The sequence below is a fragment of the Burkholderia sp. 10_S31 genome, assembly GCF_056930375.1.
This window is the reverse complement of record NZ_JBXOWK010000003.1, coordinates 732,116-756,929: the sequence shown is the minus strand read 5'-3', so window position 1 is coordinate 756,929 and position 24,814 is coordinate 732,116. Positions and strand designations below refer to the sequence as shown.

The window sequence follows — 24,814 nt, the reverse complement described above, 5'->3', positions numbered from 1 at the left end:
TGCCCTGCCCGCTTCGCCGCGCCGCCCGCGCGGTGCGGGCGACGGGCCGCTGCGCGTCAGCGCGCGCGCGGATATGAACCGAGTATCTTCAGGAACGCAGCCTTCTGGCCGAGCTCCGCGAGCGCGGCGGCCACGGCCGCCTCGTCCCGGTGCCCTTCGATGTCGATGTAGAAGTAATACTCCCACGTGCCGACGCGCGCCGGACGCGACTCGAAGCGCGTCATCGACACGCCGTGCCGCGCGAGCGGCTCGAGCAGCTTGAACACGGCGCCCGGCTCGTTCTTCACCGATACGATCAGCGAGGTCTGGTCGTGACCGCTCTGCCCGGTAGGCTGCTTGCCGATGATCACGAAGCGCGTGCGGTTGTGCGGATCGTCCTGAATCAGCGAGAACGCGATCTGCAGCCCGTAGTGCGCGGCCGCGCGGTCGCCCGCGATCGCCGCGACGCTCGGGTCGGCCGCCGCGAGACGCGCGGCTTCCGCGTTGCTCGATACCGCTTGCCGCTCGAGTTGCGGCGCGTTCGCGGCAAGCCACTGCTGGCATTGCGCGAGCGCCTGCGCATGCGCGCAGACGCGCGTCACGCCGTCGAGCGTGCCGCTCTGCGTGAGCAGGTTGTGATGGATCGGCAGCGCGAGTTCGCCGCTGATCAGCAACTGCGTCTGCAGCAGCAGGTCGAGCGTGCGCGACACCGCGCCTTCGGTCGAATTCTCGACGGGCGCGATGCCGAATGCGGACGCGCCTGCCTCGACCGAGCGGAACACTTCGTCGATCGACGGGCACGGCAGTCCTTCGATCGACTGGCCGAAATACTCGAACATCGCCTGTTCGCTATACGTGCCGACCGGCCCGAGGAACGCGACGTGGATCGTCTGCTCGAGCGCCCGGCTCGCAGCCATGATCTCGCGCCAGATGGCGCTGATGTGCTCGCTTGCGAGCGGCCCCGCGCTCATGTCCTGCAGGCGCGCGATCACCTGCAGCTCGCGCTCCGGCCGGAACACCGGCGCGTTGAAGTGCTTCTTGACCTCGCCCACCTCGAGCGCCACAGCGGCGCGCTGGTTGAGGAGCGCGATCAACTGCGCGTCGATCGCATCGATGCGGTCGCGCAGCGGTTTCAGGCGGGAATTCAGTTCGTCGTCCATGCGTAGTTGCCGTGCTGTTTGAACAGCGTCGCGGTCAGGCGCCGCGCTGCTCGAAGTCCTTCATGTACTCGACGAGCGCCTTGACGCCCTCGAGCGGCACCGCGTTGTAGATCGACGCCCGCATGCCGCCGACGGACTTGTGGCCCTTCAGCTGCAGCAGCCCGCGCGCCTTTGCGCCGGCAAGGAAGTCTTCATTGCGCGTTTCGTCGGCCAGGAAAAAGGGCACGTTCATTCGCGAACGCACCGCCGGCTCGACCTTGTTCAGATAGAAGCTGCTCGCATCGATCGTGTCGTAGAGCAGCTTCGCCTTCTCGATATTGCGGGCCTCGATCGCCTCGAGGCCGCCCAGCCGCTTCAGCCACTGGAACACGAGGCCCGCGATGTAGATCGCATAGGTGGGCGGCGTGTTGTACAGCGAGTTGTTCTCGGCGACGGTCTTCCATTCGAAGGCGGACGGGCAGATCGACAGCGCGCGATCGAGCAGATCCTCGCGAACGATCACGACTGTCACGCCGGCCATCCCGATGTTCTTCTGCGCGCCACCGAACAGCACGCCGTATTTCGCGACGTCCATCGGGCGCGACAGGATATGCGACGACACATCCGCGACGAGCGGCACGTCGCCGAGGTCGGGAATCTCGAACGTCTCGACCCCGTCGATCGTCTCGTTCGTGCACAGATGCACGTAGGCCGGATCGTCCGACAGTTGCCAGTCGGCGCGGGCAGGCGCACGCGTGAAACCGTCCGCCGTCTTGCCGGATGCGGCCAGATGCGGCGTGCCGTATTTCTTCGCTTCGTTGAACGACTTCTGCGACCACGAGCCCGTCACGACGAAGTCGGCGGTCTTGCGCGAACCGAGCAGGTTCATCGGCACGATCGCGTTTTCGGCAATGCCGCCGCCCTGCAGGAACAGGATCCGGTGGCTGGCCGGCACATCGAGCAGTTCCCGCAGATCGGTCAGCGCCGCCTCGTGGATCGACATGAACTCCTTGCCGCGATGGCTCATCTCCATCACGCTCATGCCGCTGCCGTGCCAGTCGAGCATTTCGTCGGCGGCCTGCCGCAGCACTTCCTCGGGGAGCGCCGCAGGACCGGCGGAGAAATTAAAGACGCGCATCGTGAAAACCTCGGGAAGGACGCGACCGGCTTGCCGCCGGCAGAAAGAACCGCGCCAGAAAAGGAATGGCCGCTTGCGCTCACGCGCAAACGGCCATTATCGCACTGTCATCAGGCTCCCGCCAAACCCGGCCGAAGGCCGGGCGGCGCGCCCGGACGGCTTACTTGCCCGGCTTGACTGCCGCGACTTCCTTGTCAGCCTGCGCGCGCGTCGCCTGGATCGCTTGCGGCATGTACTTCTGCATCAGGCCGTTGACCACGTCGCGGCCGACCTGATCCTGAACCTGGATGAACTTGCGGCCCGTCGGGCTCTTGTAGAACGTCGTCAGATCCTTGATCTCCGACGTGCTGTAGTACTTCGCGTAGGCGTCGTACTGAGCCGACATCGCGTCGTTCTGGAACTGCTGCGTGCCGAACACCTTGCCTGCGCCGTCGACCAGCTTCGGTACCGCGTTCTTCTGCAGCGTCGGAACGGCTGCCTGCTTCTGCTTGTCGTTCAGCGTCTTGTTTTCCGACAGCGCGTCCGACAGGATTGCCGGCACGAGCTGCTTTGCCTGCATCTCGGCGCTGTTGCCGATAGCCGACACGAGCTTCGGCGCGTCGATCGCGTCGAGCAGATCCTTGATCGCCGCCTTCTTGTCGGCGTCGATCGGCGCAGCTGCCGCGGTTGCAGCCGGTGCGGAATTCGACAGCGCTTGCGCCATCGCGAACGTCGGCACCAGTGCAGCCAGCAGAACCAGTTGCTTGAATTGCTTTTGCATCATCACTCCCTTTTGGAAATATGAATGGTTGCTCGCCGACCGCGGCGCCTGGCGCCCGCGGTGGCTCGAATCTCATCCGTTCTTCAGGCTTCGCCGTCCGACGCCTCGTCGGCCTCGCCATCGCCCTCTTCGGCTTCCGCGATCTGCTGCAGGCCGGAGAGCTTGGTACCTTCATCGAGACTGATGAGTGTAACACCTTGCGTAGCACGCCCCATCTCGCGAATCTCGGACACACGGGTACGAATCAACACGCCGGCCGTCGTGATCAGCATGATCTGATCCTCGGCGTCGACGAGCGTCGCAGCCACGACCTTGCCGTTACGCTCGGACGTCTGGATCGCGATCATCCCCTTCGTGCCGCGGCCGTGACGCGTGTACTCGGTGATCGGCGTGCGCTTGCCGTAGCCGTTCTCGGTCGCGGTGAGCACGGTCTGCTCTTCGCTGCCCGCGACCAGCAGCGCGATGACCTGCTGCCCGTCCTCGAGCTGCATGCCGCGCACGCCGCGCGCCTCGCGCCCCATCGGGCGCACGTCGTTCTCGTCGAAGCGTACGGCCTTGCCGGCATCCGAGAACAGCATCACGTCGTGCGCGCCGTCGGTGATCGACGCGCCGATCAGGAAGTCGCCGTCGTCGAGACCGACCGCGATGATGCCCTTCTTCATCGGGCGGCTGAATGCCTCGAGCGGCGTCTTCTTCACGGTGCCGAGCGACGTTGCCATGAAGATGAACTTGTCGGCCGAGAATTCCTTGACCGGCAGCACGACGTTGATCTTCTCGCCGTCCTGCAGCGGGAACATGTTGACAATCGGACGGCCGCGCGAGTTGCGCGAGCCCTGCGGCACTTCATAGACCTTGACCCAGTACACGCGGCCGCGGTTCGAGAAGCACAGGATGTAGTCGTGCGTATTCGCGATGAACAGCGTCTCGATCCAGTCGTCTTCCTTCATCTGCGTCGCCTGCTTGCCGCGACCGCCGCGCTTCTGCGCACGGTACTCCGACAGCGGCTGCGACTTCACGTAACCCGCGTGCGACATCGTGACGACCATGTCCTGCGGCGTGATCAGGTCTTCCGTATTCAGCTCGGTCGCGTTCAGCTCGATCTTCGAGCGGCGCGCGTCGCCGAATTCGGCCTTCACCGTCGTCAGCTCTTCGCCGATCATCGTCGTGATCCGCTCGGGGCGCGCGAGGATGTCCAGCAGGTCGGCGATCTGCGCCATCACTTCGCGGTACTCGCCGATGATCTTGTCCTGCTCGAGGCCCGTCAGGCGTTGCAGACGCATCTGCAGGATTTCCTGGGCCTGCGTGTCGGACAGCTTGTACAGTCCGTCGCCCTGCATCCCGAACGCCGGGTTCAGGCCTTCCGGACGATACGCGGAGCGGCCGCCGGCCGCTGCGTTCTCGCTCTCGGCGCGCGTGAGCATCTCGCGCACGAGCGACGAATCCCACGGCTTCGCCATCAACTCCGCTTTCGCGATCGGCGGCGTCGGCGCCGCCTTGATGATCGCGATGAACTCGTCGATGTTCGCGAGCGCGACCGCGAGACCTTCGAGCACGTGGCCGCGCTCGCGGGCCTTGCGCAGTTCGTAGATCGTGCGGCGCGTCAGCACTTCGCGTCGATGCGACAGGAAGCACTGCAGGATTTCCTTCAGGTTCAGCAGCTTCGGCTGGCCGTCGACCAGCGCAACCATGTTCATGCCGAACGTGTCCTGCAGCTGTGTCGCCTTGTACAGGTTGTTCAGCACCACTTCGGGCACTTCGCCGCGCTTCAGCTCGATCACGACGCGCATGCCGCTCTTGTCGGACTCGTCGCGAATGTCGGAGATGCCTTCGAGCTTCTTCTCGTTGACGAGCTCGGCGATGCGCTCGAGCAGCGAGCGCTTGTTCACCTGGTACGGCAGTTCGTCGACGATGATCGCCATCCGCTGGCCGCGGTCGATCTCCTCGAAGTGCGTGGCCGCGCGCATCACGACGCGGCCGCGGCCGGTGCGATAGCCATCGCGCACGCCGGCGACGCCGTAGATGATGCCGGCCGTCGGGAAGTCCGGCGCCGGGATGATCTCGATCAGCTCGTCGATCGTCGCTTCGGGGTTGTTCAGCAGGTGCTGACAAGCGTCGACGACTTCGTTCAGGTTGTGCGGCGGGATGTTGGTCGCCATGCCGACCGCGATGCCCGACGAGCCGTTGATCAGCAGGTTCGGAATGCGCGACGGCAGGACCGACGGCTGCGTCTCGTTGCCGTCGTAGTTCGGCTCGAAGTCGACCGTTTCCTTGTCGATGTCGGCGAGCAGTTCGTGACCGATCTTCGCCATGCGAATCTCGGTGTAACGCATCGCCGCGGCATTGTCGCCATCGATCGAGCCGAAGTTGCCCTGTCCGTCGATCAGCATGTAGCGCAGCGAGAAGTCCTGCGCCATCCGCACGATCGTGTCGTACACCGCGGTATCGCCGTGAGGGTGATACTTACCGATCACGTCACCAACGATACGCGCCGATTTCTTGTACGCGCGGTTCCAGTCGTTGTTCAGTTCGTGCATCGCGAACAACACGCGCCGGTGCACGGGTTTCAGGCCATCGCGGACATCCGGGAGGGCACGTCCGACGATCACGCTCATCGCGTAATCGAGATACGAACGGCGCATTTCCTCCTCTAGGGAGGTGGGCAGGGTCTCTTTGGCGAATTGATCCATGTATCCGTATCGTTTCGGAGCGAAGACGGCGAACGCCTTTCGCGTGGGCGCTGCATGCGCAACGCAACGCGAGATTCTAACATGCGCCCATCGGCCGCCAATTCGCCACCCCCTCTATATGTAAACAGCAAAAATCGTGGCCACGGCGGCGGCACCCAGAACCGACCACGATCGCGCCCCTTCTTGGGCTCAGGCCCTGCGAATCCGTGTCACGTCCACCAGTAAACACTCGAGGCCTTTCGCGCAATTTCGCGGACACACCCTTGACAATCTCTAAAAGTTGCGGCAGGCCGGTGTTGCGCATGCACCACAAAGTTGGAGCGATCTTGGGGTGGGGAGGATTTTTTTTCGTAGGAAGGGAACGATATGGCAAAATGCCAACGCACTGAAAGTTAGACGCTGCTCGAAGTCTACACAGAGCGGTGCCGCGTTTTTTGTGCCGCACCAATGTTATACTTCGAGCAATGTATGACTTGTCACCGTCAACAAGCTCGCAGTAAACCTGCGGTAATCTCAATTTCGAGAGGAGAAATATGAATAAACTTTCAAAGCTCGCGTTCATTGCAGCTACCGCAGTTATGGCTGCATCCGCTTCGGCACAGTCGGTGCCGGCGTCGCGTCAAGCCGTCAACGACAACTGGGTGAACGGCACGGGCGAATGGGTGTGGATGAACGGCACGAACGAGCTCTGCTGGCGTGACGCGTTCTGGACGCCGGCCACCGCCAACGCGAAATGCGATGGCGCACTGGTCGCCCAGGCACCGCAGCCGCCGGTCGCTCCGGTCGCTCCGGCCATCACGAGCCAGAAGATCACGTACCAGGCCGACGCACTGTTCGACTTCGACAAGGCAACGCTCAAGCCGCTCGGCAAGCAGAAGCTGGACGAGCTGGCAGCGAAGATCGAAGGCATGAACACGGAAGTGGTCGTCGCTACGGGCTACACGGACCGCATCGGTTCGGACAAGTACAACGACCGTCTGTCGCTGCGCCGTGCGCAAGCAGTCAAGTCGTACCTGGTCAGCAAGGGTGTCCCGGCCAACAAGATCTACACGGAAGGCAAGGGCAAGCGCAACCCGGTCACGACCGGCTGCAACCAGAAGAACCGCAAGCAACTGATCGCCTGCCTCGCACCGGACCGCCGCGTGGAAGTCGAAGTGGTCGGTACGCAAGAAGTCCAGAAGACGACCGTTCCGGCGCAGTAAGCCGCGGTTTTCGACTGCTTCAAAGCCCCGCTCCGGCGGGGCTTTTTCTTTGATGCCGGCCCAGGGGCCCCCGTCACTTCGCCGCTCGCCCGCATCTTATATACTCGGGGCTGACGCACCGTCGTACCGCCCTCCTCCTGTAGCCCGTTTGCCGACATGACCAACGCCGATCCGCACGAACTCCAGAAATTCAGCGACCTCGCCCATCGGTGGTGGGACCCGAACGCCGAATTCAAGCCTCTGCATGACCTGAACCCGGTCCGGCTCGGCTGGATCGATTCGCATGCGCACCTCGCCGGCAAGCGCGCGCTCGATGTCGGCTGCGGCGGCGGCATCCTGTCCGAATCGATGGCCGGGCTCGGCGCACAGGTGAAAGGCATCGACCTGTCGACCGAAGCGCTCGGCGTCGCCGACCTGCACAGCCTCGAAAGCGGCATCATGGTCGACTATGAGGCAATCGCCGCCGAAGCGATCGCCGAACGCGAGCCGGGCACCTACGACGTCGTCACGTGCATGGAGATGCTCGAGCACGTGCCGTCGCCGGCCGGTGTCGTCGCCGCGTGCGCGACGCTCGTGAAGCCGGGCGGCTGGGTGTTCTTCTCGACGCTGAACCGCAACCTGAAGTCGTACCTGTTCGCGGTGATCGGCGCGGAGTACATCGCACAGATGCTGCCGAAGGGCACCCACGACTACGCGCGCTTCATCCGCCCGTCGGAACTGGCGAGCTTCGTGCGCGGGACCGATCTGCACATCGTGGAGATCAAGGGCATTACCTATCACCCGATCGGCAAGCGCTTCGCGCTGTCGAACGACACCGACATCAACTATCTGGTCGCGTGCCGCCGCGGCGTGTGACCTTCCGACCGGCATGACGACTCCCCTTTCGACCGAGCGAACCGCGCTCGACGAGCCGCGCCTGCTGCACTGCGATGCCGTATTGTTCGATCTCGATGGCACGCTCGCAGACACCGCGCCCGATCTGGCCGCCGCCGTCAACAAGATGCAGCGCGTACGCGGCCTGCCCGAAACGCCGCTCGACGTGCTGCGGCCGCTGGCATCGGCCGGTGCGCGCGGACTGCTCGGCGGCGCATTCGGTATCGACCCGCAATCGCCCGACTACGATGCGATGCGCGACGAGTTCCTCGTCAATTATGCGACGGACATCTGTGTGCACACGGTGCTGTTCCCCGGCATCGGCGACGTACTCGACGAACTCGATGCGCGCGGCGTGCGCTGGGGCATCGTCACCAACAAGGCGATGCGCCTCACTACACCGCTTGCCGACCTGCTCGGCCTTGCGCCACGCGCGGCCTGCATCGTCGGGGGCGACACAACGCCGCATCCGAAACCGCATCCGGCCCCGCTGCTGCATGCTGCCGGACAAATGACGCTCGCACCGGAGCGAATCGTCTATGTCGGCGACGATCTTCGCGACATCCAAGCCGGCAGCGCGGCAGGCATGGCGACAGTCGCGGCCGCGTACGGCTACTGCGGCGACGGCGCCGCGCCGGCTGACTGGCAAGCGCAGCATCTCGTCGGCTCGACGCAGGAACTGCGCAAACTGCTACGCGATGTTGGGCTATAATGATTGATCTTATCCGCGGGGGCGACCTGGTTTCGACAGGGGTTGTGAAGCGGCTAGGGCATGTCGAGGACCCGTCACCTCGTTAATCAATGGGAAAATCGTAACTGCAAACGACGATACGTTCGCACTGGCAGCCTAACGGCCGCCGTCCTCTGCCTAGTTCACTGACGGGCTAGTGTCGCAAGACCGGTAGCAATACCGCCAGAGGTCATTTACGTCAGTTAAGCCCTGTCGGCGTCGCGACGCCAGGGTCGAAAACCTAGCGAATCGCCGTAGTGCAGCGTGTTCGTCCGCGTCGCTGCGGTTAAATCAAATGACTGAACTAAACATGTAGAACTAGTCGTGGAGCGCTTCTGGACGCGGGTTCGATTCCCGCCGCCTCCACCAAATACCCGCCAAACGTTCACCACGTTTCGCTAGAAAACCCCGCCGGGCTTGGCTCCGCGGGGTTTTTCATTCCTAGCTACGCCAAAGTTTCACCATTGCCAGCCGGTGGTATCGGGTGGTACTTTCGGTGGCATCTGCCGGACCACCAATCCCCGATACCACCATGCCACTCACCGATACCCAGATCAGGAACGCCCGATATAACCCGATCGGCACCGGAAACCGCCTGTCGGACGGTGGTCGTATGTACCTACAGATCGCCGCATCAGGTGCGAAGTACTGGCGGATGAACTACCGATTTAATGGGAAAGACAAGACGCTGGCGCTCGGCGTCTACCCAGACGTACCGCTGGCGGCAGCGCGCAGGAAACGGGACGAGGCCCGCGAGAAGCTAGCGGCCGGCATCGATCCGGGCGAATCGAAGAAGGCGGAGAAGCGCACCCAGCGCCTCAACGCCGAAAACTCGTTCGAGGCCATTGCCCGCGAGTGGCACGCGAAGTACGCCCCCACATGGTCAGAAGGCCACGGAGACCGCATCCTGCGCCGCCTAGAGGTTGATGCATTCCCGTGGATCGGTGGCAAGCCTGTTGCCGACCTCGCGCCGCCCGACGTGCTCGACGTGCTACGCCGGGTTGAGAAGCGCGGAGCGTTGGAAACCGCTCACCGCCTCCGGGCAAATATCAGCCAGGCTTGCCGCTATGCCGTGGCCACGGGCCGCGCCCAGCGCGACGTTACCGCCGATCTTCGAGGCGCGTTGCCGCCCGTGCAGGTCGAGCATATGGCGTCCCTCACCGATCCGAAACAGGTGGGCGAGCTGCTGCGCGCAATCGACGGCTATCAGGGCACGTTTCCGGTGCTATGCGCCTTGCGGCTTGCCCCGCTGCTATTCCAGCGCCCCGGTGAGCTTCGCGCCGCGGAATGGTTCGAGTTTGACCTCGACGCAGGCACATGGGAGATACCGGGCGAACGCATGAAGCGCACCAAGCAGGGCAAGGCGGCCGGCGGCGCGCACATCGTCCCTCTACCGTCTCAGGCTGTCGCAATCCTGCACGAGTTGCATGCACTGACAGGCAATGGCCGCTTCCTGTTTCCGAGCGTTCGGACGAAGGACCGCCCCATGTCCGACAACACCATCAACGGCGCACTACGCAGGCTCGGCTATGACGGCGACACCATGACCGGCCATGGGTTCCGGGCAATGGCGCGGACGATTCTTGAGGAAGTACTGGGCGTGGCGGCGGCGATCATTGAGGCCCAGCTCGCGCACGCTGTGAAAGACCCGCTTGGCCGTGCGTACAACCGCACAGCCCATCTGCCTCACCGTCGCGAAATGATGCAGCAGTGGGCGGACTACCTTGACCAGATCAAGGCCGGAGCCAAGGTGATTCCCCTGACGGCGGCGCGATAGTCCACGTACGTGACTACCTGACCACCCAAAGTGACCACCTGACTACCCGAGGTAGTCACCCAGTAGCCACTCGCACAGACACGCGAAGAGAGCCATTTCCCGCGAAAGCGGCGCGGCGGCGGCATTCTTTGCGCCGCAGTTCGGCGCGCCCACGCGACGAAATAGAGAGGTATGTCGATCAAAAGCAAGCGCACCAGACGGCCAGATTCAGGCCGCCACTGACTACCCGACCACCCAGTGACTACCCTGAAATTTGATGACGCACGCCGACTCGACGGGGCTCGAATTACCCGTGTGGGCGGGGCCCCTGGGAGGACCCATCCAAAAAGCGAATAGCCCTCATTTGGCGGTTGGCCGCCTCGCATTTCATCCGCCGAACCTTCTCTGTTACGGCAACAATCGCTGAACGCTGGGCATCTCTTACCCCCCGGTCGAAACATCACATTTAATCCTCCACTCATACCGCGTTGCCTTACCTGTATTGAGTTTGGCTTTGTTGCACTACCTCCACGCGCACCTCCCCCATTGCTCATTTTTCTTGGGAACATTGGGAACAAGGCTCAAAAATCGCCGGAAACCCAATACCAGCAAGGCTTTCATCTGTTCCCGAGAATATGGGAACACGGGCAAGGTGATTTTGGGAACAAACTCGCTAGAGCCTTGCGGGGAAAGGCTTTCAGCCGTTCCCGCGCCCAACTCAAGGGTTTGGGAACAGGCCGAGTCATTGTTGCGATTATTGATGAAATCGAGGCGAGGCGAACGCCCGCCCACTCTCATCTGGAACGTCACACCAAAGTGACTTTGAACGCGGCATATCCACGATTGCCGCGCAAAAGAATGCCCCGCGCCGACACCTCGGCACGGGCGCGGGCGACTAGCCGATATCGAGCGCGAAGATGGACGACTGGATGCGGTACGCGCGCATCAGGCCAAGCGAGCCGACACGGACCTTGGAATCGGCACGGCCGTTACTCTCGGGCCTCAATACGCCCATGTCAGCAAGCACACGGGCAACGGCGCGATGATCGAAGCCGCGACAGACCTCGTTGCGAAACGGCTCCGTCAGCACAAGATATTCAGTGTCGCTGCGCTCTGCGTCAGCGGCCGCCATCCTTTCGCCGTACTCCGCCATGTACTCCCGGTCAGTAGTCACGGCGCGATCCGCCGACAGCGACCGTTTGAACCCGGCCCGGTGCATCGTCTTGCCCGCATGGTCGTCATCGACACGCTGCGCCCACGTAAAGCGCGCGTCGCCGTGCGCCTCCAGAAAGCCTCGAACTTGCCGAATCATCGCAGTTGTTTCGGCGTTACCCACGCCCCCGCGCTCCCGCACCCACGCCTTGAAGCAAGCGTGCGCCGCTTGGATCGCATATCCCTCGCCCCATCCCGTACAACCCGCCTCGCTCGCAATCTCGCCGGCGACACCGACGAGCGCGAATCGCTGCGCAACGCGGGCCACCTGCCCGTCCGATCCTTGCGGCACCCAATCGGCCACAAGCGCCGTAACCATACTGCTTACCGTCTCGCGCATGCGTTCGGCGTTTTCAGCCGCGTGTTGAATGAATTCCATTGCGGCCACGCCGTAATACTGGCCAGCGGCGCGGGTAACGTGGTCCGCAAGTTCCTTCGCCGTCGCGAACCCGTGCAGATCCTCAAAGATGCCGTAACCGCAGCCCGCATCGGCCGGGATCGTCGCAAGCCGTACATCCTGACCGGGGTTCGCCGTCTTGCTTGCCTCGCCCATGATCGACGCGAGGGTCTTTTCTCCGCTCGACAGAAACAACAACCGCCAGGACAACACAGGCTTTGCAGTAGCGTTGCGGGTTGCGCGCCCCTTGCCTGCCTCGTTGCCGATCATATACACGATATCGCCGACCTCTTTCGGCTCGACCTGCCCGATTTCATCGAGAATCAGCAGGCCGTCGCTATGCTGCGCGGCCGTCGATTCCATCGCGTTCGAGGTGGCCCGCCAGCTTCGCAGGTAGTCACGCCCGCCGAACACCGATGCGGCCGCACGCAATGCCGTCGTTTTACCAACTGTGCTGTTACCCATCAGGTGGAAACCACCCGACGCCTGCCCGGAGAACCGCAGCAACGTTCCAGCGAAGGCGCTCGATACGCAAAACATCAGGCGGCTATTGCCGACGCACAACGCAGCCAGCTCGCGTTGCCATTCATCCAGCGCCCCGCTTTGCTTGAAGTGACTTTCGATACTGCCGTCCGTCTGAAAAATCGTCAGGTCGTCACCCGCACCGATGGTCCGATCCGGCAGGACAAAGGCGTTGCCATGCCAGCCAATCCGGCTCGTACAGCGTGCGCGTTCATTGCTGCGCGCCGTCTGAATATAGCTTGTGAGCCGCTGTTTCGCGGACGACGACGGGTCGATGTTCAAGCCCATGTCCAGCAGGATCGCGCGGTATTCCGCGCCGTCGCCCGCCAGCGTACGGCGAGGCATCGCCCACCGCTTCGGATTGCCGTCGCGGTCTTCGAACTGGAGCAACACGCCCCATTCCGTGTTTGCCTCATTGCGCGTCTCGGCCGCAACCTCCAGCGGATCACAGATCCATTGCGGCGGCAGGTCGTTTCCGTCGCGGTCGCAACCCTCATACCAGACGCCCCGGCCATCGACGCGGAATCGCGCCCGCCCGTCGCCCGTCCGCGTCGTTTTCGGGCGCTTGGCGGCCTTCGTAGCGGGCGGGGCAGCCTTGCCCTTACCGGATACTGACGAGCCGCCTATGGGAAGGGCCGCACGCACCGTAGCGGCCACGGCATCCGGACCACGATGCGCCGCCATGTCGTTAAAGTCTGTACCCGACACCGGACGATCCGCGCCGAACTCAGGGAGGGCCACCACGCCGGCGACGGCCTCGGCCGCCGCGCGAGCCTTCGTCACGCCCGGATTGCCTTTCGTCGTGTGATCGTCATCGGCGCACACGACGATGTGCGCGGCTGAATATCGGCCGCGCAGCGCTGTCGCCACGGCGTGCAGGTTGCCCGCGTCGAACGCGACGGCGGCCGGGTAGCCCGTCGCGGTCGCGAGCGTCGCACACGTTGCGTAACCCTCACCAATCAGCAGCGCGGACGACACCGCGCCGCCGATCATCGAGAGGCAACCGGACTTACGGCCGTTCGGCAGATAGCGCTTCTGTCCGTCCTCCAGAATGAATTCCAGCGTCCACAGCTTGCCGTCCGCGTCACGCGCCGGGATGATCAGTGCGCCGTCGCATGCAGCCGTGCCAATACGCAGATTCCCGCGATAGACGCGCAAATCCCCGGCCGGAATATGCTTGCGGACAAGATACGGGTGATCGGCCGATGCAGGCCCTGCCGCCGACCAGATCGAGTCAGCAAGCGTTGCCGCCTCTTGCTGTTTTTCGGCTTGCGCGGCCAGCTCCGCCGCATCGCGGGCGGCGCGTTCGGCCTTGCGGCGCTCGCGCTCCGCTGGATCGACTGGCTTTGCACGATGCGCGCGCGGATCAAAGCCGCCTTGCTTGGCGAGGTGGAACAGTGTGTTGATCGTGATCTTGCCGCCCTTGAACGACTTCCACACATCGCGAACATCTTTCCCGTTGTAATTCTGCGCGCCTTGGCTCCACTCGCTCCAGATAGCGAAGCCATCCTCACCAAACTCGGCTTTGAGCGCCATCCCGACCTGACGCCACGTATCGCGGTCGTCAGGCTGAACATAGCTCAAAGCAACTTTAGCCCGCTCGAATTCGGACATGAAAGTATCGGTCATAGATTCGAATATTCAAGGCGAGGCAGGATACCAATCAGGCATAAATCACCAGCCTCGCAATGCGATTAGTAGTGCAAATCGCTATAAACAGATCACGCCCGGAGAGCCCAAACTACCTAACCCCGAGCGCCGTCGTTTGTCGTTTTGCGACGCGTCCGGCGAGGCTTCGCAAGCGCGGGGATTCGTTCTTTGAACCCCTGAAACGCATCGTCAAAAAATGCGGCGCTCGAACGACGTTCTAGCTCGCGACGTGCCGCGCGACCTTGCGCCGACAATTCCCACTCAATCGCGGCGATTTCGTTCCGTTTGATGGCACGCACAATCACCTCATGATGCGGACGGTCAATTGGCCGCATATCAAGCACCCACCAGTCAGCATCTAGCCACGTGCGCATCAATCCCTTATGACCCGGCGGGCGGCAGCGGAAAATGTAGAAACTCATTTTTCCGGAATCCCATTCCACGCGATCACGGCCGGCGGGCCACTTAAAATCAGCAGGAATCAGCCCCTCATCAATGAGCTGCGCGGCTGTCCCTTCGTAAGTCACTTCCATCAGGCCGATTCGGATGCGCAATTCGCGGCCATCGAACAAGCTCGCACCGCCAGATACATTTGCGGCATCGACGCTCACAGCCGAACTATCCCCGCGCGCACCTTCGTTCGTGTTCTGCATGGTCGCTCCCGTCAATGAGTCGGGCGCAGATCGCGCGTGACGACGCCGAGCGACGTTAACAAATGCTGTTGCACGCGCCCCATCAAGCCGGCCGCGAACGCTTGGCGGCTCACGGTGACACGATATGCATCGACCTCGCCAGCCTCGCGCATTGCGCCCTCCAACCCGCGCACGAAAGCGGCCGTTTGATGGGCCGCATAGTCGTGAAGCCGCACATCTCCCTTCAGGTCGATCCATGCATCGGCGCAGATCCCGCCGAGGTTGACGGCGAATTGCAGTTCAATCGGAGCGCCCGTATCGAGGGGCGGCGCGTTGTCTACGGCATCCAGAATCGCCGTGCGCGTCGTCGTGTTAGCCATGACGCACCTCCGTGCGAACGAGAGCCGAGATAGCGACGAGAGCAGCGCCCGCGGCGTCGAGCGCGGATTGATATGTGTCGGCAGTCGCTGCGACGCGCAGGGCGTCGCGAATGATGGACTGAATGAGGGCGGGGTTTTGCCCGGAATGGGCGTGCGTGAGCTGGCGCATGGCGCGGCCTCCAGTATTGGCTTGGAGCCCGCTCCCCACTTCCAAATGGGGTGGGCGGGCAGACGGCAGGGTTGGAAGACCGGAATACTGGAACCGGCAGGCCGAAGCCTCCCCACCGTCGCCCACCCATTGATCGTAGAGGCGCGCGAAGGCATACGGACGTAAAAAAACCGCACTGCGGCGGTCGTCCGCCAGTATTTTCGGGCTTCCAAACCCGGTCGCTGTTGTCTCAGCGACGCTCGCAGGATACTGCGCACCGCCGTTTCGTGCAACTAGCCCCGTCTGGAGCGTTCCAGCGAGGCGGTCGGCGGCGCGCACAAAGTGACTTTGAGCGCGCGTCATGCCGGGGCCTTCGGATCGAGCATGAAAACGGCCAGCTTCAGGACTTCGGCGACCTTTTTCAGCCGTGTCGGAAACATTGCGCCATCTCGCTCAAACAAGGCCGCCGCCGCCACGAGTCCACGCGCTTTCTCGCATCGATCCGCGTCCGCACAGCGGCCATAGGCACTGCCGTAACGCGCACGCTGACGCACGATCATGGCGCGGTATTGATCAGCTTTGACCGCACGAACGGGCGGCAGCGCAGCCGGCAGCATCTTTTCGGAGTCCGTCACGCCGATTCCTCCGCAGTAAGCAGACATTCGATAATGTCCAGCACCGCGACGGCGGCGCGGCCGTGCTTGTCGTCGCCGCGATACCAAAAAGCCTCCGCGAGATCATCGAGCGGCCGAATGTCGTCAACGCGCGGGTCATCGTCGTCCAGCTCATGACCGATAGCACCGTTTGCAGCAGCGCGCGCGGCGCAGAAATCCGCATTTGTACCGCACGAGAGTTTGATGGGCTGCACGGCCAGCAGCGCGAGCTGGGACGCACGCACGCTGGCGGTCACATTCTTCGGGCCCCCAGCATTCCAGAGGCGCTTAGAAGCCGAGCGCAGCGCATCGCCGTTGCGGCGGGCTTGGGGATCAGTGCACGCCCGTGCTGCGTGGCGGTACGAGATGTGAAGGTTATCGAGCTGGGCGCGGGCAGCGCCATCGAAGCGATAGAGGGCAGTCACGCGGCACCTCCGGTGATGTTGCTAGCACGATAATTCACGGGGTCCGCCAGCCACTTATGAATTTCCCTGTTTGGCCAGACCGTGCACCGTTCCGTAATCTTCTGATGGCGAGGGAAACGGCCCGCCAGCTCACGCTGACGGATTGTTTCGCGCGACAGGGGAATAAACGGCCTCAGATCGCTCCAGCGGGAAAGGCCATCGAGCGGCAGTGAAATCGGGGCCGATGTAACCCGATTTGCGACCTGTGATAAATGCGCCACCGTGACGGGCTGACACGCAAACGCAGTACGTTTTGCCAATTGAGCCTCCTTTGTGAAACATGGGCGTTACGGGAGGCAATTCTGTATTCGCGGCAAGCTTCACGCCACGGACAATTCAACGGCAAATTGGTAGTCGAATGATCCGATGTGACTACCAAGGTGGTCAGGCGGTAGTCAGTACGGCGTCGCACTCACTCAACTACATCGGTGCGCGCCTTCCGGACACGATCAACGAACGCGAGTAGTGAATGCTCATCGTTAATGAGCGCTGTCATATCGAGCGCTACAGCACATTGCCTGGCAAGCAGACGATCCGGCAGGCGACAGCCCAACAAAGCCCATTCGCCTTCGTCAGCTAGACGCTGATCAAACCACCGCACGTACTCCGGAACGTCACTGGCTTTCCGCGAACGTATCGCGACCTGATCGTGAGAATAGGAATATTGACCAGAAGCCGATGCAGAGCGCAGCCAACTGGTCACAGACAGCGACATTCGTGCAAGCAGATCAACAGCATCGGGGAAATACCGCAGATCGAGCATGGATAGCCTTCCCATTGTCGGCGCGACATGGGCCATGTATCGGCCGCCAACGCCGTTCCGCTGTGAACTCTCTGCTGCACTGGCCAAAAGCCGGAGCGGGTCGAAAAACTCCAGTGGAAGACCGAGTGGGCCGTCTGACGTATCCCGCACTTCCTCCATTGCCATTACGGCACCTTCAAGGGCTAACCCAAGGCGCTCCATCGCCTTGATTTGTTCGCTCCGCTCGTTACGCAAATTGGCGTATGGATAGGTGGCCGCGTGCCACGAACAATCAAACCAAACGCGCCATTGGTTGTCGGTCCGCAATTGCCTTGTCCACGCATCGGTATAGAAAGGCCGCATCGCCTTGTGCATGACGAGGCGACGAGCGGCCGCAAGGTCGGCATCGGAATAGATTGCCCGCGCGTTTTCCATTTCCGCGAGGAACGCGGCGAGACATGCCGGTGCACCCGGCAATGGTTCGGTTGTCACAGCGCATCCTTCGTGTGCGCCCCTCAGTTGACGCCGAGCCAGCCGGTGAAGGTATCCGGTTTTCGGGTGGCCACCCTAGGCTCGACGGTCATCATTTTCGCAGGAAGGGCGAGGACAGGCCACAGCCGGCGCAGCGCCCTGCAAAGCCGCCGAAACGAATTGGTAAATTTGATGGTACATGAACCAACAATAATGTACCATTCGACGGAACTCCAGCATTTTCAGGCACTGCGATGGTACACATAGAAGAAAATGACCTACTCAATCTCTTTCAGCAGGGCTTGCGAGGGAACGCACAAGGATTCGCACTCGTATCGCGAAAGATCATAAGTAGCCTACGGCGACGCCAGCCAGATGAAGCTGCACGGCTGGCCGAAGTGTTCACGTCAGACACAGTGACTCGCAGCAGCGTCGTCCAACCGCCACCGGTCGATAGCGACAGTCGTCGGCAATTGCTCAAAGAAGTCCAGTCTGTGGTTCTTGCAGAGGAGCCGATTTGGCCGCCGCAGGTACAAGCGCCGCTCAATCAAGTAATCCGCGAGCGAAAGGAGGCATCGAGGCTCTTCGCGGCTGGGCTCGCGCCAATCAGAGCCCTATTGTTTAAGGGACCGCCCGGTGCGGGTAAGACCTTGGCGGCACACTGGCTCGGCCGAGAGCTCGGTCTGCCCGTGCTAACACTCGATCTCGCTACAGTTATGTCAAGCCTGTTAGGCAAGACGGGATCAAATATCAAATCGGTCATCGACTACGCGCGTGGGTTTCCCTGCATTCTCCTGTTGGATGAGTTTGATGCAGTTGCCAAAAAGCGGGATGACGATAAAGACGTCGGGGAGCTGAAGCGCCTCGTGACAGTGCTGTTGCAGGCTATAGATGACTGGCCTGCGACCTCGGTGCTGGTTGCTGCGACGAATCACCCTGAGATATTGGACCCGGCGGTATGGCGGCGCTTTGACCTTGTGATGGATTTCGGCAAACCCGATGCACATTCGATCAAGCGGTTCCTGCGGTCAGAGAATATTGGCGAAGTCGTCTCGGAAGAACTCGCACCGGTCATTGTGGGCTACTCGTTCGCCGATGTTCGCAGGCTCATCGACGCTGCACGTAAGCAATCAATTCTGGATGGCATGTCTACGGATGAAGCAATTGTCGGCATTGCATTCGAAGCGCAGCTCGCACTTGGAAAACTAGACGGCGATGCACGCAAGTTACAGATTATCCAGCTCGCAATGCAGGGGCATTCGCAGCGGAAAATAGCTGACGCTGTTGGCGTTTCACATCCTACGGTCGGCCGAATCTTGAAAGCGCTGAAACAGGAGAACAACAACGATGAGTAAGAGAAATATTCTGCTGGGCGGCGGTGAGGCGCTAGCGTCGGAAAGCACGATTGAACGGGGACCGAACAACAAGAAGTGGCCGTATAAGATAGAAGAGGTTCGACACGCCGTTCAAGCCCCGCTGGAGTTCGTCAGAGAATCATTGGAAACCCTCCGCAATGAAGCAAAGCCGCGGCATGAAGCAGTATTCGAATTGATCCTTCATCCGGCGTTCCTGGCCCGGTCCTATTACCCCGCCAACGCCTTGCGCAAGAGCGGATTGCGGGATGTTGGCAGCAAAGAAATTGAGATCGTTCCGCGCAAATCCACACGAGCATCGCGCGAAGGTAAAAAGCAGGCCACAGCGTCACTGTTTGTCGCTGGAGACGGGAAAGGTATTGAGCGCTTCAAAGAGCTACTTCTGGCCGAGAAGCCTCCCAAAAACGTAGCCGCCGACCTGTTGAAGATTGAAACAGTCAAATGGATCGCACCAGCCGAGAAACTACGTGGTGACATCCCAAGTGACGATCAGCCGCACTTGTTCGAAGTCGCACTCCATGCTGGCGCGGATGAGGAAGACATCGTTGTGGCGTTCGCCGACTTTGCAAAGCAACTTTCGGCTGCGGTGGACCTCGCGAGGCGCATTCGCGTCGGCGGATTGACGTTCGTTCCGCTAACTGCAACGAGGGATGCACTCTCCGTGCTTGCGGAATTTTCCTTCCTCCGGGTAGCACGGCCAATGGCAAAGGTGCGAGAGGCGTTGCCGGACATTCCGCGTCAAACCACGCTCATACCACCCCCAGAATTTCCCCAAGGGCCCGCAATTGATAAGTCGCGACGGGCTGCGATCTTCGATGGCGGACTCGGCACGTCAGATATGCAAGAGTGGGCGACAGAGGTAACTTACGAAGCGACGCAGTCTACAAACGGGGCTTTGCTGCTTCACGGAAGCGAAGTGACCTCGACGTTTCTTTTCGGTCGGCCGGTCACCGGCAAGGCATTGCCACGCCCATACATGGGAGTCGATCACTTTCGGGTGCTGTCGCCGACGTCGGGCCGCGACCCCGACCTTTTCGATGTGCTCTCTCGCATCAAAGCCGCGCTTGAAACCGGCAAGTATCAATTCGCGAACTTCAGTATCGGACCGCGCATGCCGATTGCCGATGATGAAGTCCACGCGTGGACCGCGACGATAGATCAACTCTGTGCGAGGCATGGGATATTCGCCACGGTGGCTGTAGGAAATGACGGCGACGTAGACGGCGCGAACCGGATCCAACCTCCAAGCGATATGGTCAATGCTATCGCGGTCGGTGCGGCCGACTCACCAGGACCAAAATGGGCACGCGCGTCATACAGCTGTATTGGGCCGGGCCGAAGTCCGGGCTTCGTGAAGCCGGATGGAGTCGCTTTTGGAGGCACTAGCAAGAAACCTTTTCTGGTTTTCAATCCGATCATGCGATCAATCGTCGGAGTACAAGGTACTAGCTACGCGTCTCCCCTAACCTTGCGCACGGCGGCTGGGACCGCTGCCACGACTGCGTATGACATGTCCGCGATGGCTTTGAAGGCACTCATGATTCATTGGGCTGAGCGGCGGCCACGCGCAGCGCGCGAGGAAGTAGGCTGGGGCAGATTTGTCGAAGAACCGATGAGACTGCTTGAATGTGATGACGAGTCGGCGACGATCATTTTCCAAGGCACGTTGGCAAAGAATCACTATCGCCGCTGCCCGATTCCGTTTCCGAATGTCCTGCTTCCAGGTGAGATTTCAATCTCTGCGACCCTTTGCATTCAATCACACACCGACCCAGAGCACTCGCTCAATTACACACGCTCCGGTATGAGCGTCAAATTCCGAGCGCAGATCGGTGTGGGTAACAAAACGGCGTCCGATTTCTTCGGAATTGGGTCGCAGTATTACGCATCCGAGCGGGAGCAACGGGATAGCGCGCACAAGTGGGAGACCACGCTGCATCGAAAGAAGACCTTCGAAGATCCGAGCAGCCTCGTCGATCCGGTGTTTGACATCGAATACCATGCACGCGCCGCCAGTCGAGGCGTCCCCGCGTCATCCGCACCCGACGTACGCTACGCCTTGGTTGTCTCAGTGACAGCGAAAGGGGTGCCCAACGTCTACGACCTGATTCGCCAGCGTTACCCCGTCCTTGTGCCTGTCCAGCTTCAAGTTGATATCAATGTGGACACGGACCTCGACGCATAAAGAGCCTTCAATATTCAGCTCATTAGGGTATACCTGATTGAGCCTCGAAGATGCGGCCAAAACGATAGCTCATTAGAGTTGATCGTATTTGAGCTAGTCGCTATTATTGAGCCATCAATTCAATTGAGCCTCTACCATGCGAAAACTCTACTACGGCCGCATCTCTACCACTGACGGACAATCCGCCGCCAGCCAATACGCTGATGCCGAGGCACACGGCATTGACGCGCGGGACGTGTTTGTTGACGAAGGTGTGAGTGGCTATCACGTCGCGCCGGACGATCGCGAGCAATGGCGAAAGGTAGAGCACGACTTGCGGCACGGCGGCGTGCTGATTGTCCGATGGCTCGACCGCATCAGTCGCCGCTATGACGAGCTGCACCGAACGATGCGCCGCCTCATGGATATGGGCGTGCGCGTGGAATGCACACTCAATGGCATGGCGTTTGATGGCCGCGCCACGGACCCGATCGAGAAAGCGACGCGTGATGCAGTTTTGGCATTCATGGCCGCCCAAGGCGAAGCCGACTATAAAAACCGCGCCGAAATGCAGCGCCGAGGCGTCGCTATCGCCAAGGCCGAGGGCAAATACAAGGGCCGCCAGCGAGCAGCCAGCTACACCGATATCAAAGGCTGGAGGGCCGAGCATAAGGCGACGATTGTCCAAGCAGCGGAATACTTCGGCGTGAGCCCCGCGACTGTCAAACGAGCGTGCGCGGCAGATGAGTAATCCACTCTCGTAAAGTCACTTTGCACGGGCCGCAAGGCCCGTTTTCGTTCGCAGCCCGAAGGGCGGCGGCGCGGGAAATTCTTTTGCGCGCAGCGTTCCAGAAGCGGGTAGCTCAACGCGAACAGGCCGGAACGATCCGCCAGCCAGACGATACGCACGCTGGCGGCAGTTCCCAATTTGTTCCCAGATATATGAGTGTTTTGGGAACAACTTGGGAACAAAAAAATCCTTGAAAATCAGCCGTCTACCTTCCCTGTTCCCACTGTTCCCGCTGTTCCCACGGCTTTTCATTCCGACGACGCTTATAGGCCGGTATATCACGGAACATCGCTTCCGCGTTCAGGTTGGCAGAAGCCGCCACCGCTAGCGGCATCGTCGCGCGCATCGCATCACAGCCTATGGATAACCCCCCAATGGGCGTTGTCTGGTGGTATTTTTGGTGGTATCTCACCAACACGAAACCATGCGCTTCTTACCAGACGAAGCATAGCGGCCTCAATTCGGTTGCCGCCGCCCCACCAAATTCCGCGCTTGACGCACGAACCCCGCACGACGCGAGTCTGCGGGGTTTTTTGTTGCCTGCCGGTGAAGCCATACGTCCCGCGCCTTCCAAAAAAGCGCCCAGCCCCGGACGGGACGGGCGGAATGCCGCCGGTGTACCGGCGACAGGAGGTGACGGATGTCCGGTCTCGCCCACACGGCGATCGAGCGCGCCGGACGGCACGCCGCCCGGCACCGCGACCGGCGGCGCGACGTGTCGTCGCACCCGCCCCGCGGCGTCATCGGGCGATGCGCGGCTTAACTGCCGCGATACAGCGACTTCATTTCTTCGGTGCTGGCCGGACGCACGCCGATCGCACGCGAGCCCGACGCCGATGCGCCCTGCACCTGCGCGCCGTAACCGCTGACGTCGACGCCTTGCGCCTGGGCGAGTGCGCTACGCTGCTGCTCGGCGACGCGGGCAGTAGCAGCTTGGATGGCTTCCGGATAGTGCGGATCCTCGCCGCGGGCGGTGTTGTAACCGGCCTGCTGGAGCTGAACCAGTTCGGCGCGCACCTGTGCGCGGGTGAGTGCCGAACCGGACTGCGCGAACGACACGACCGGGGCAACGAGAGCGGCAGCAACGACAACGGCTTGAACGAGCGACTTCATGATGACCTACCTCCAGATTTGTCTGATTTCGCGGTGAACACCCGTTCATCGCTGACAAACCGAAGTTTATGTAGGCGCGTGCTTAAGAATAAGGCAGGTTTCTGGAAGACATTCTTCCCGAATCACGGGTTAACCCTATATTCACGAATCCGGCACCCACTCGATCCTTTGAAGGATGCTCACGCCGAACGACAACGTGCCGCAAAAAACACGGGCCCCGCGAAGCAGCAAGCTTCGCGGGGCCCGAGATAGCCGCCCGACCCCGTGCGGTTATCGGCAACACGGCACGCGGCAGCCGCGATGCCGCGCGCGGACGCAGGCTTACTGGGTGTCCATCGGACACTTCAGGTTGCAACCGTTCGGGTCGCCCATATCGCCCTTGCGGCGCAACGCCGACTTCTTGCTGCTCTGATATTTCTGCGACGGTGCCGACGCCGCGAACGGCATCTGCGGATGCTCGTTCAGGCGGAACTGTTCGCTCAGGATGCCGCCGGGCACACCCGGGGAATTCTGCGCAAACGCAAACGGCGAAACAGCGACCAGAAGCCCCGCGGTCAACGCTGCCGCGGAGAGGGGAACAGGAAATTTCATGGCGGGATGACGCCTGAACGGCGTGCTTGTTGGAACGTTGATCAAGCGGCAAGCGTAGCGCAAATCCCCCACTGCTGCAGCGCGGTTCATACGCGTTCGCGTTACCGTGCGTTGCCGTCCGCCCCCCCTGCCCCGGCAGTGCCCGCGAGCCCCGTCGCGATGCCCGTCAGCGTCCCGCACGCGGTCGGATCGTAGCCGTCGAGATGCGCAACGCGTTCGACGAAGCGCGCATCGCGCAGCAAGGCCAGCACGCCCGCAAGCGGGCGCGAGTCGAGCCGCGCGCGTTCGCATGCGAAGTAATAGTCCTCGTCGACGACCGGGATGAAATCGAGTCCGAAATGATGGGCGGCCGGCTCGACGCCGAAGCCGAGATCGGCCATCCCGCTCGCGACGAAGGCGGCGATCGCCGAGTGCGTGAGTTCCGCCGACGCATAGCCGTCGATACGCTCGGGATCGATGCCGATCGCGCGCAACGCGAGATCGAGCAGCATCCGCGTGCCCGACCCCGGCTGCCGGTTGACGAAGCGGATGTCGTTGCGGGCGAGATCGGCGAGCCCGCGGACCTGCTTCGGGTTGCCGCGCGGCACGAACAGCCCCTGCTGGCGACGCGTCAGATGAATCAGCACGTGACGCGTGTCGTCGAGCCACGGCCGGTAGATCTGCGCGCACTGCTCGCGGAACGCACCGCGCGGCAGATGGAACCCGGCCAGTTCACATTCGCCGCGCGCGAGCGCCTGCACGGCCTCGACGCTCTCCCGATACTTGATGTCGACGGCTGCCTGCGCATCGACGAGCGCGGACACGAGCGTCGCGACCGCATAGCCGTGCGATGCGTGGATGCGCACGGCGCCATCGCGCTGCGCGAGCCGCCGGTTCAGGTCGCTCGCCACCTCGGCCGCCAGCGCACGCAGGTTCCCGTCGAGACGGCTGCGCGCGAGCCGCTGCGCATCGACGACCGCCTGCCCCAGCTCCGACAGCGTCGACCCCTTGCCGCGTGCGGTTTCGATCAACTCGCCGCCGACGCACGACTCCAGCGCCCGCAGCATGCCCCATGCGTGCCGATACGACAGCCCCTTGGCCTGCGCAGCCTGCGCGATGCTGCCCGTATCGGCCACGAGTTCCAGCAATGGCGCGACGTCCGACAGGCTCGCGGTACGGCCCTCTGTGTCGCGTACGGTCAGATACGCGTCGCATTCGATTCGAATCAATTATGTACTCCGATTTCCTATTGCGACCGCGAAATCTTCC

The 24,814-nt window shown here is 62.0% G+C and carries 22 protein-coding genes and 1 other RNA gene; 8 read left to right on the top strand and 15 right to left on the bottom strand.

Annotated elements, in window-relative coordinates:
* Positions 1-56: 56 nt before the first annotated feature.
* The 4 genes from pheA to gyrA all read right to left on the bottom strand — a co-directional run bounded on the left by pheA (position 57) and on the right by gyrA (position 5,703).
* Complete coding sequence (gene pheA / locus AC1Z3W_RS23555) at positions 57-1,139, bottom strand: prephenate dehydratase (protein ID WP_175825441.1); 1,083 nt, start codon at positions 1,137-1,139, stop codon at positions 57-59.
* A 34-nt stretch (positions 1,140-1,173) separates the two neighbouring features.
* Complete coding sequence (gene serC / locus AC1Z3W_RS23550; RefSeq protein ID WP_057928117.1) at positions 1,174-2,256, bottom strand: 3-phosphoserine/phosphohydroxythreonine transaminase; 1,083 nt, start codon at positions 2,254-2,256, stop codon at positions 1,174-1,176.
* 160 nt (positions 2,257-2,416) lie between these two features.
* Complete coding sequence (locus AC1Z3W_RS23545; RefSeq protein ID WP_040144902.1) at positions 2,417-3,016, bottom strand: DUF2059 domain-containing protein; 600 nt, start codon at positions 3,014-3,016, stop codon at positions 2,417-2,419.
* A gap of 83 nt (positions 3,017-3,099) precedes the next feature.
* Entirely contained in the window at positions 3,100-5,703 is a 2,604-nt protein-coding gene (gyrA, locus tag AC1Z3W_RS23540) for a DNA gyrase subunit A (protein ID WP_057928118.1), read from the bottom strand.
* Between the two features lie 533 nt (positions 5,704-6,236).
* Here gyrA and ompA point away from each other — a divergent pair.
* From ompA to AC1Z3W_RS23515, 5 genes are all read left to right on the top strand, one after another.
* The gene (ompA, locus tag AC1Z3W_RS23535; protein ID WP_057928119.1) at positions 6,237-6,905 is read left to right on the top strand and encodes an outer membrane protein OmpA; all 669 of its coding nucleotides are present in this window, start codon (positions 6,237-6,239) and stop codon (positions 6,903-6,905) included.
* A 156-nt stretch (positions 6,906-7,061) separates the two neighbouring features.
* Entirely contained in the window at positions 7,062-7,760 is a 699-nt protein-coding gene (ubiG, locus tag AC1Z3W_RS23530) for a bifunctional 2-polyprenyl-6-hydroxyphenol methylase/3-demethylubiquinol 3-O-methyltransferase UbiG (protein WP_057928120.1), read from the top strand.
* Between the two features lie 13 nt (positions 7,761-7,773).
* Complete coding sequence (gph, locus tag AC1Z3W_RS23525; protein WP_057928121.1) at positions 7,774-8,490, top strand: phosphoglycolate phosphatase; 717 nt, start codon at positions 7,774-7,776, stop codon at positions 8,488-8,490.
* A gap of 17 nt (positions 8,491-8,507) precedes the next feature.
* Positions 8,508-8,877: a transfer-messenger RNA gene (ssrA, locus tag AC1Z3W_RS23520) on the top strand.
* 163 nt (positions 8,878-9,040) lie between these two features.
* Positions 9,041-10,285, top strand: a complete 1,245-nt coding sequence (locus AC1Z3W_RS23515) for a tyrosine-type recombinase/integrase (protein ID WP_483508550.1) — start codon at positions 9,041-9,043, stop codon at positions 10,283-10,285.
* An 874-nt stretch (positions 10,286-11,159) separates the two neighbouring features.
* Here AC1Z3W_RS23515 and AC1Z3W_RS23510 read toward each other — a convergent pair.
* The 8 genes from AC1Z3W_RS23510 to AC1Z3W_RS23475 form a co-directional block, all read right to left on the bottom strand.
* Positions 11,160-14,009 carry a DUF927 domain-containing protein gene (locus AC1Z3W_RS23510; protein ID WP_483508549.1) on the bottom strand — a complete coding sequence of 950 codons (2,850 nt, stop codon included), beginning with the start codon at positions 14,007-14,009 and terminating at the stop codon, positions 11,160-11,162.
* A 131-nt stretch (positions 14,010-14,140) separates the two neighbouring features.
* Positions 14,141-14,698 (bottom strand): hypothetical protein, encoded by a 558-nt coding sequence (locus AC1Z3W_RS23505; protein WP_483508548.1) that lies wholly within the window; start codon positions 14,696-14,698, stop codon positions 14,141-14,143.
* A gap of 11 nt (positions 14,699-14,709) precedes the next feature.
* Positions 14,710-15,057 carry a hypothetical protein gene (locus tag AC1Z3W_RS23500; protein WP_483508547.1) on the bottom strand — a complete coding sequence of 116 codons (348 nt, stop codon included), beginning with the start codon at positions 15,055-15,057 and terminating at the stop codon, positions 14,710-14,712.
* Positions 15,050-15,226 carry a hypothetical protein gene (locus tag AC1Z3W_RS23495; protein ID WP_483508546.1) on the bottom strand — a complete coding sequence of 59 codons (177 nt, stop codon included), beginning with the start codon at positions 15,224-15,226 and terminating at the stop codon, positions 15,050-15,052. Before AC1Z3W_RS23495 ends, AC1Z3W_RS23500 begins: the two co-directional genes overlap by 8 nt.
* A gap of 338 nt (positions 15,227-15,564) precedes the next feature.
* A complete protein-coding gene (locus AC1Z3W_RS23490; protein ID WP_483508545.1) occupies positions 15,565-15,840 on the bottom strand; it encodes a hypothetical protein in 276 nt (91 codons plus the stop codon).
* Positions 15,837-16,283, bottom strand: a complete 447-nt coding sequence (locus AC1Z3W_RS23485; RefSeq protein WP_483508544.1) for a hypothetical protein — start codon at positions 16,281-16,283, stop codon at positions 15,837-15,839. The genes AC1Z3W_RS23490 and AC1Z3W_RS23485 overlap by 4 nt, the downstream gene beginning before the upstream one ends.
* Positions 16,280-16,582, bottom strand: a complete 303-nt coding sequence (locus AC1Z3W_RS23480; protein WP_483508543.1) for a helix-turn-helix transcriptional regulator — start codon at positions 16,580-16,582, stop codon at positions 16,280-16,282. Before AC1Z3W_RS23480 ends, AC1Z3W_RS23485 begins: the two co-directional genes overlap by 4 nt.
* A 152-nt stretch (positions 16,583-16,734) precedes the next feature.
* The gene (locus AC1Z3W_RS23475; RefSeq protein WP_483508542.1) at positions 16,735-17,556 is read right to left on the bottom strand and encodes a hypothetical protein; all 822 of its coding nucleotides are present in this window, start codon (positions 17,554-17,556) and stop codon (positions 16,735-16,737) included.
* Positions 17,557-17,789: 233 nt separating this feature from the next.
* Here AC1Z3W_RS23475 and AC1Z3W_RS23470 point away from each other — a divergent pair, with 233 nt between their 5' ends.
* From AC1Z3W_RS23470 to AC1Z3W_RS23460, 3 genes are all read left to right on the top strand, one after another.
* On the top strand, positions 17,790-18,890 hold the full coding sequence (locus AC1Z3W_RS23470) for an AAA family ATPase (protein ID WP_483508541.1): 1,101 nt from the start codon (positions 17,790-17,792) through the stop codon (positions 18,888-18,890).
* Complete coding sequence (locus AC1Z3W_RS23465; protein WP_483508540.1) at positions 18,883-21,093, top strand: S8 family peptidase; 2,211 nt, start codon at positions 18,883-18,885, stop codon at positions 21,091-21,093. Before AC1Z3W_RS23470 ends, AC1Z3W_RS23465 begins: the two co-directional genes overlap by 8 nt.
* A gap of 136 nt (positions 21,094-21,229) precedes the next feature.
* Positions 21,230-21,823 (top strand): recombinase family protein, encoded by a 594-nt coding sequence (locus AC1Z3W_RS23460; RefSeq protein WP_483508539.1) that lies wholly within the window; start codon positions 21,230-21,232, stop codon positions 21,821-21,823.
* A 798-nt stretch (positions 21,824-22,621) separates the two neighbouring features.
* Here the strand turns inward: AC1Z3W_RS23460 and AC1Z3W_RS23455 are convergent.
* From AC1Z3W_RS23455 to AC1Z3W_RS23445, 3 genes are all read right to left on the bottom strand, one after another.
* On the bottom strand, positions 22,622-22,975 hold the full coding sequence (locus AC1Z3W_RS23455; protein WP_124834100.1) for a DUF4148 domain-containing protein: 354 nt from the start codon (positions 22,973-22,975) through the stop codon (positions 22,622-22,624).
* Between the two features lie 321 nt (positions 22,976-23,296).
* A complete protein-coding gene (locus tag AC1Z3W_RS23450) occupies positions 23,297-23,566 on the bottom strand; it encodes a hypothetical protein (protein ID WP_057928123.1) in 270 nt (89 codons plus the stop codon).
* A gap of 101 nt (positions 23,567-23,667) precedes the next feature.
* A complete protein-coding gene (locus AC1Z3W_RS23445) occupies positions 23,668-24,774 on the bottom strand; it encodes a substrate-binding domain-containing protein (protein WP_124834101.1) in 1,107 nt (368 codons plus the stop codon).
* Between the last annotated feature and the right edge of the window lie 40 nt (positions 24,775-24,814).

Coding starts and splice junctions, on each gene's coding strand:
- AC1Z3W_RS23500 (WP_483508547.1), bottom strand. CDS start 15,057: ATGGCTAACACGACGACGCGCACGGCGATTCTGGATGCCGTAGACAAC.
- pheA (WP_175825441.1), bottom strand. CDS start 1,139: ATGGACGACGAACTGAATTCCCGCCTGAAACCGCTGCGCGACCGCATC.
- gph (WP_057928121.1), top strand. CDS start 7,774: ATGACGACTCCCCTTTCGACCGAGCGAACCGCGCTCGACGAGCCGCGC.
- AC1Z3W_RS23505 (WP_483508548.1), bottom strand. CDS start 14,698: ATGCAGAACACGAACGAAGGTGCGCGCGGGGATAGTTCGGCTGTGAGC.
- AC1Z3W_RS23470 (WP_483508541.1), top strand. CDS start 17,790: ATGGTACACATAGAAGAAAATGACCTACTCAATCTCTTTCAGCAGGGC.
- AC1Z3W_RS23515 (WP_483508550.1), top strand. CDS start 9,041: ATGCCACTCACCGATACCCAGATCAGGAACGCCCGATATAACCCGATC.
- AC1Z3W_RS23545 (WP_040144902.1), bottom strand. CDS start 3,016: ATGCAAAAGCAATTCAAGCAACTGGTTCTGCTGGCTGCACTGGTGCCG.
- ubiG (WP_057928120.1), top strand. CDS start 7,062: ATGACCAACGCCGATCCGCACGAACTCCAGAAATTCAGCGACCTCGCC.
- AC1Z3W_RS23460 (WP_483508539.1), top strand. CDS start 21,230: ATGCGAAAACTCTACTACGGCCGCATCTCTACCACTGACGGACAATCC.
- AC1Z3W_RS23455 (WP_124834100.1), bottom strand. CDS start 22,975: ATGAAGTCGCTCGTTCAAGCCGTTGTCGTTGCTGCCGCTCTCGTTGCC.
- serC (WP_057928117.1), bottom strand. CDS start 2,256: ATGCGCGTCTTTAATTTCTCCGCCGGTCCTGCGGCGCTCCCCGAGGAA.
- ompA (WP_057928119.1), top strand. CDS start 6,237: ATGAATAAACTTTCAAAGCTCGCGTTCATTGCAGCTACCGCAGTTATG.
- AC1Z3W_RS23465 (WP_483508540.1), top strand. CDS start 18,883: ATGAGTAAGAGAAATATTCTGCTGGGCGGCGGTGAGGCGCTAGCGTCG.
- gyrA (WP_057928118.1), bottom strand. CDS start 5,703: ATGGATCAATTCGCCAAAGAGACCCTGCCCACCTCCCTAGAGGAGGAA.
- AC1Z3W_RS23450 (WP_057928123.1), bottom strand. CDS start 23,566: ATGAAATTTCCTGTTCCCCTCTCCGCGGCAGCGTTGACCGCGGGGCTT.
- AC1Z3W_RS23495 (WP_483508546.1), bottom strand. CDS start 15,226: ATGCGCCAGCTCACGCACGCCCATTCCGGGCAAAACCCCGCCCTCATT.
- AC1Z3W_RS23510 (WP_483508549.1), bottom strand. CDS start 14,009: ATGTCCGAATTCGAGCGGGCTAAAGTTGCTTTGAGCTATGTTCAGCCT.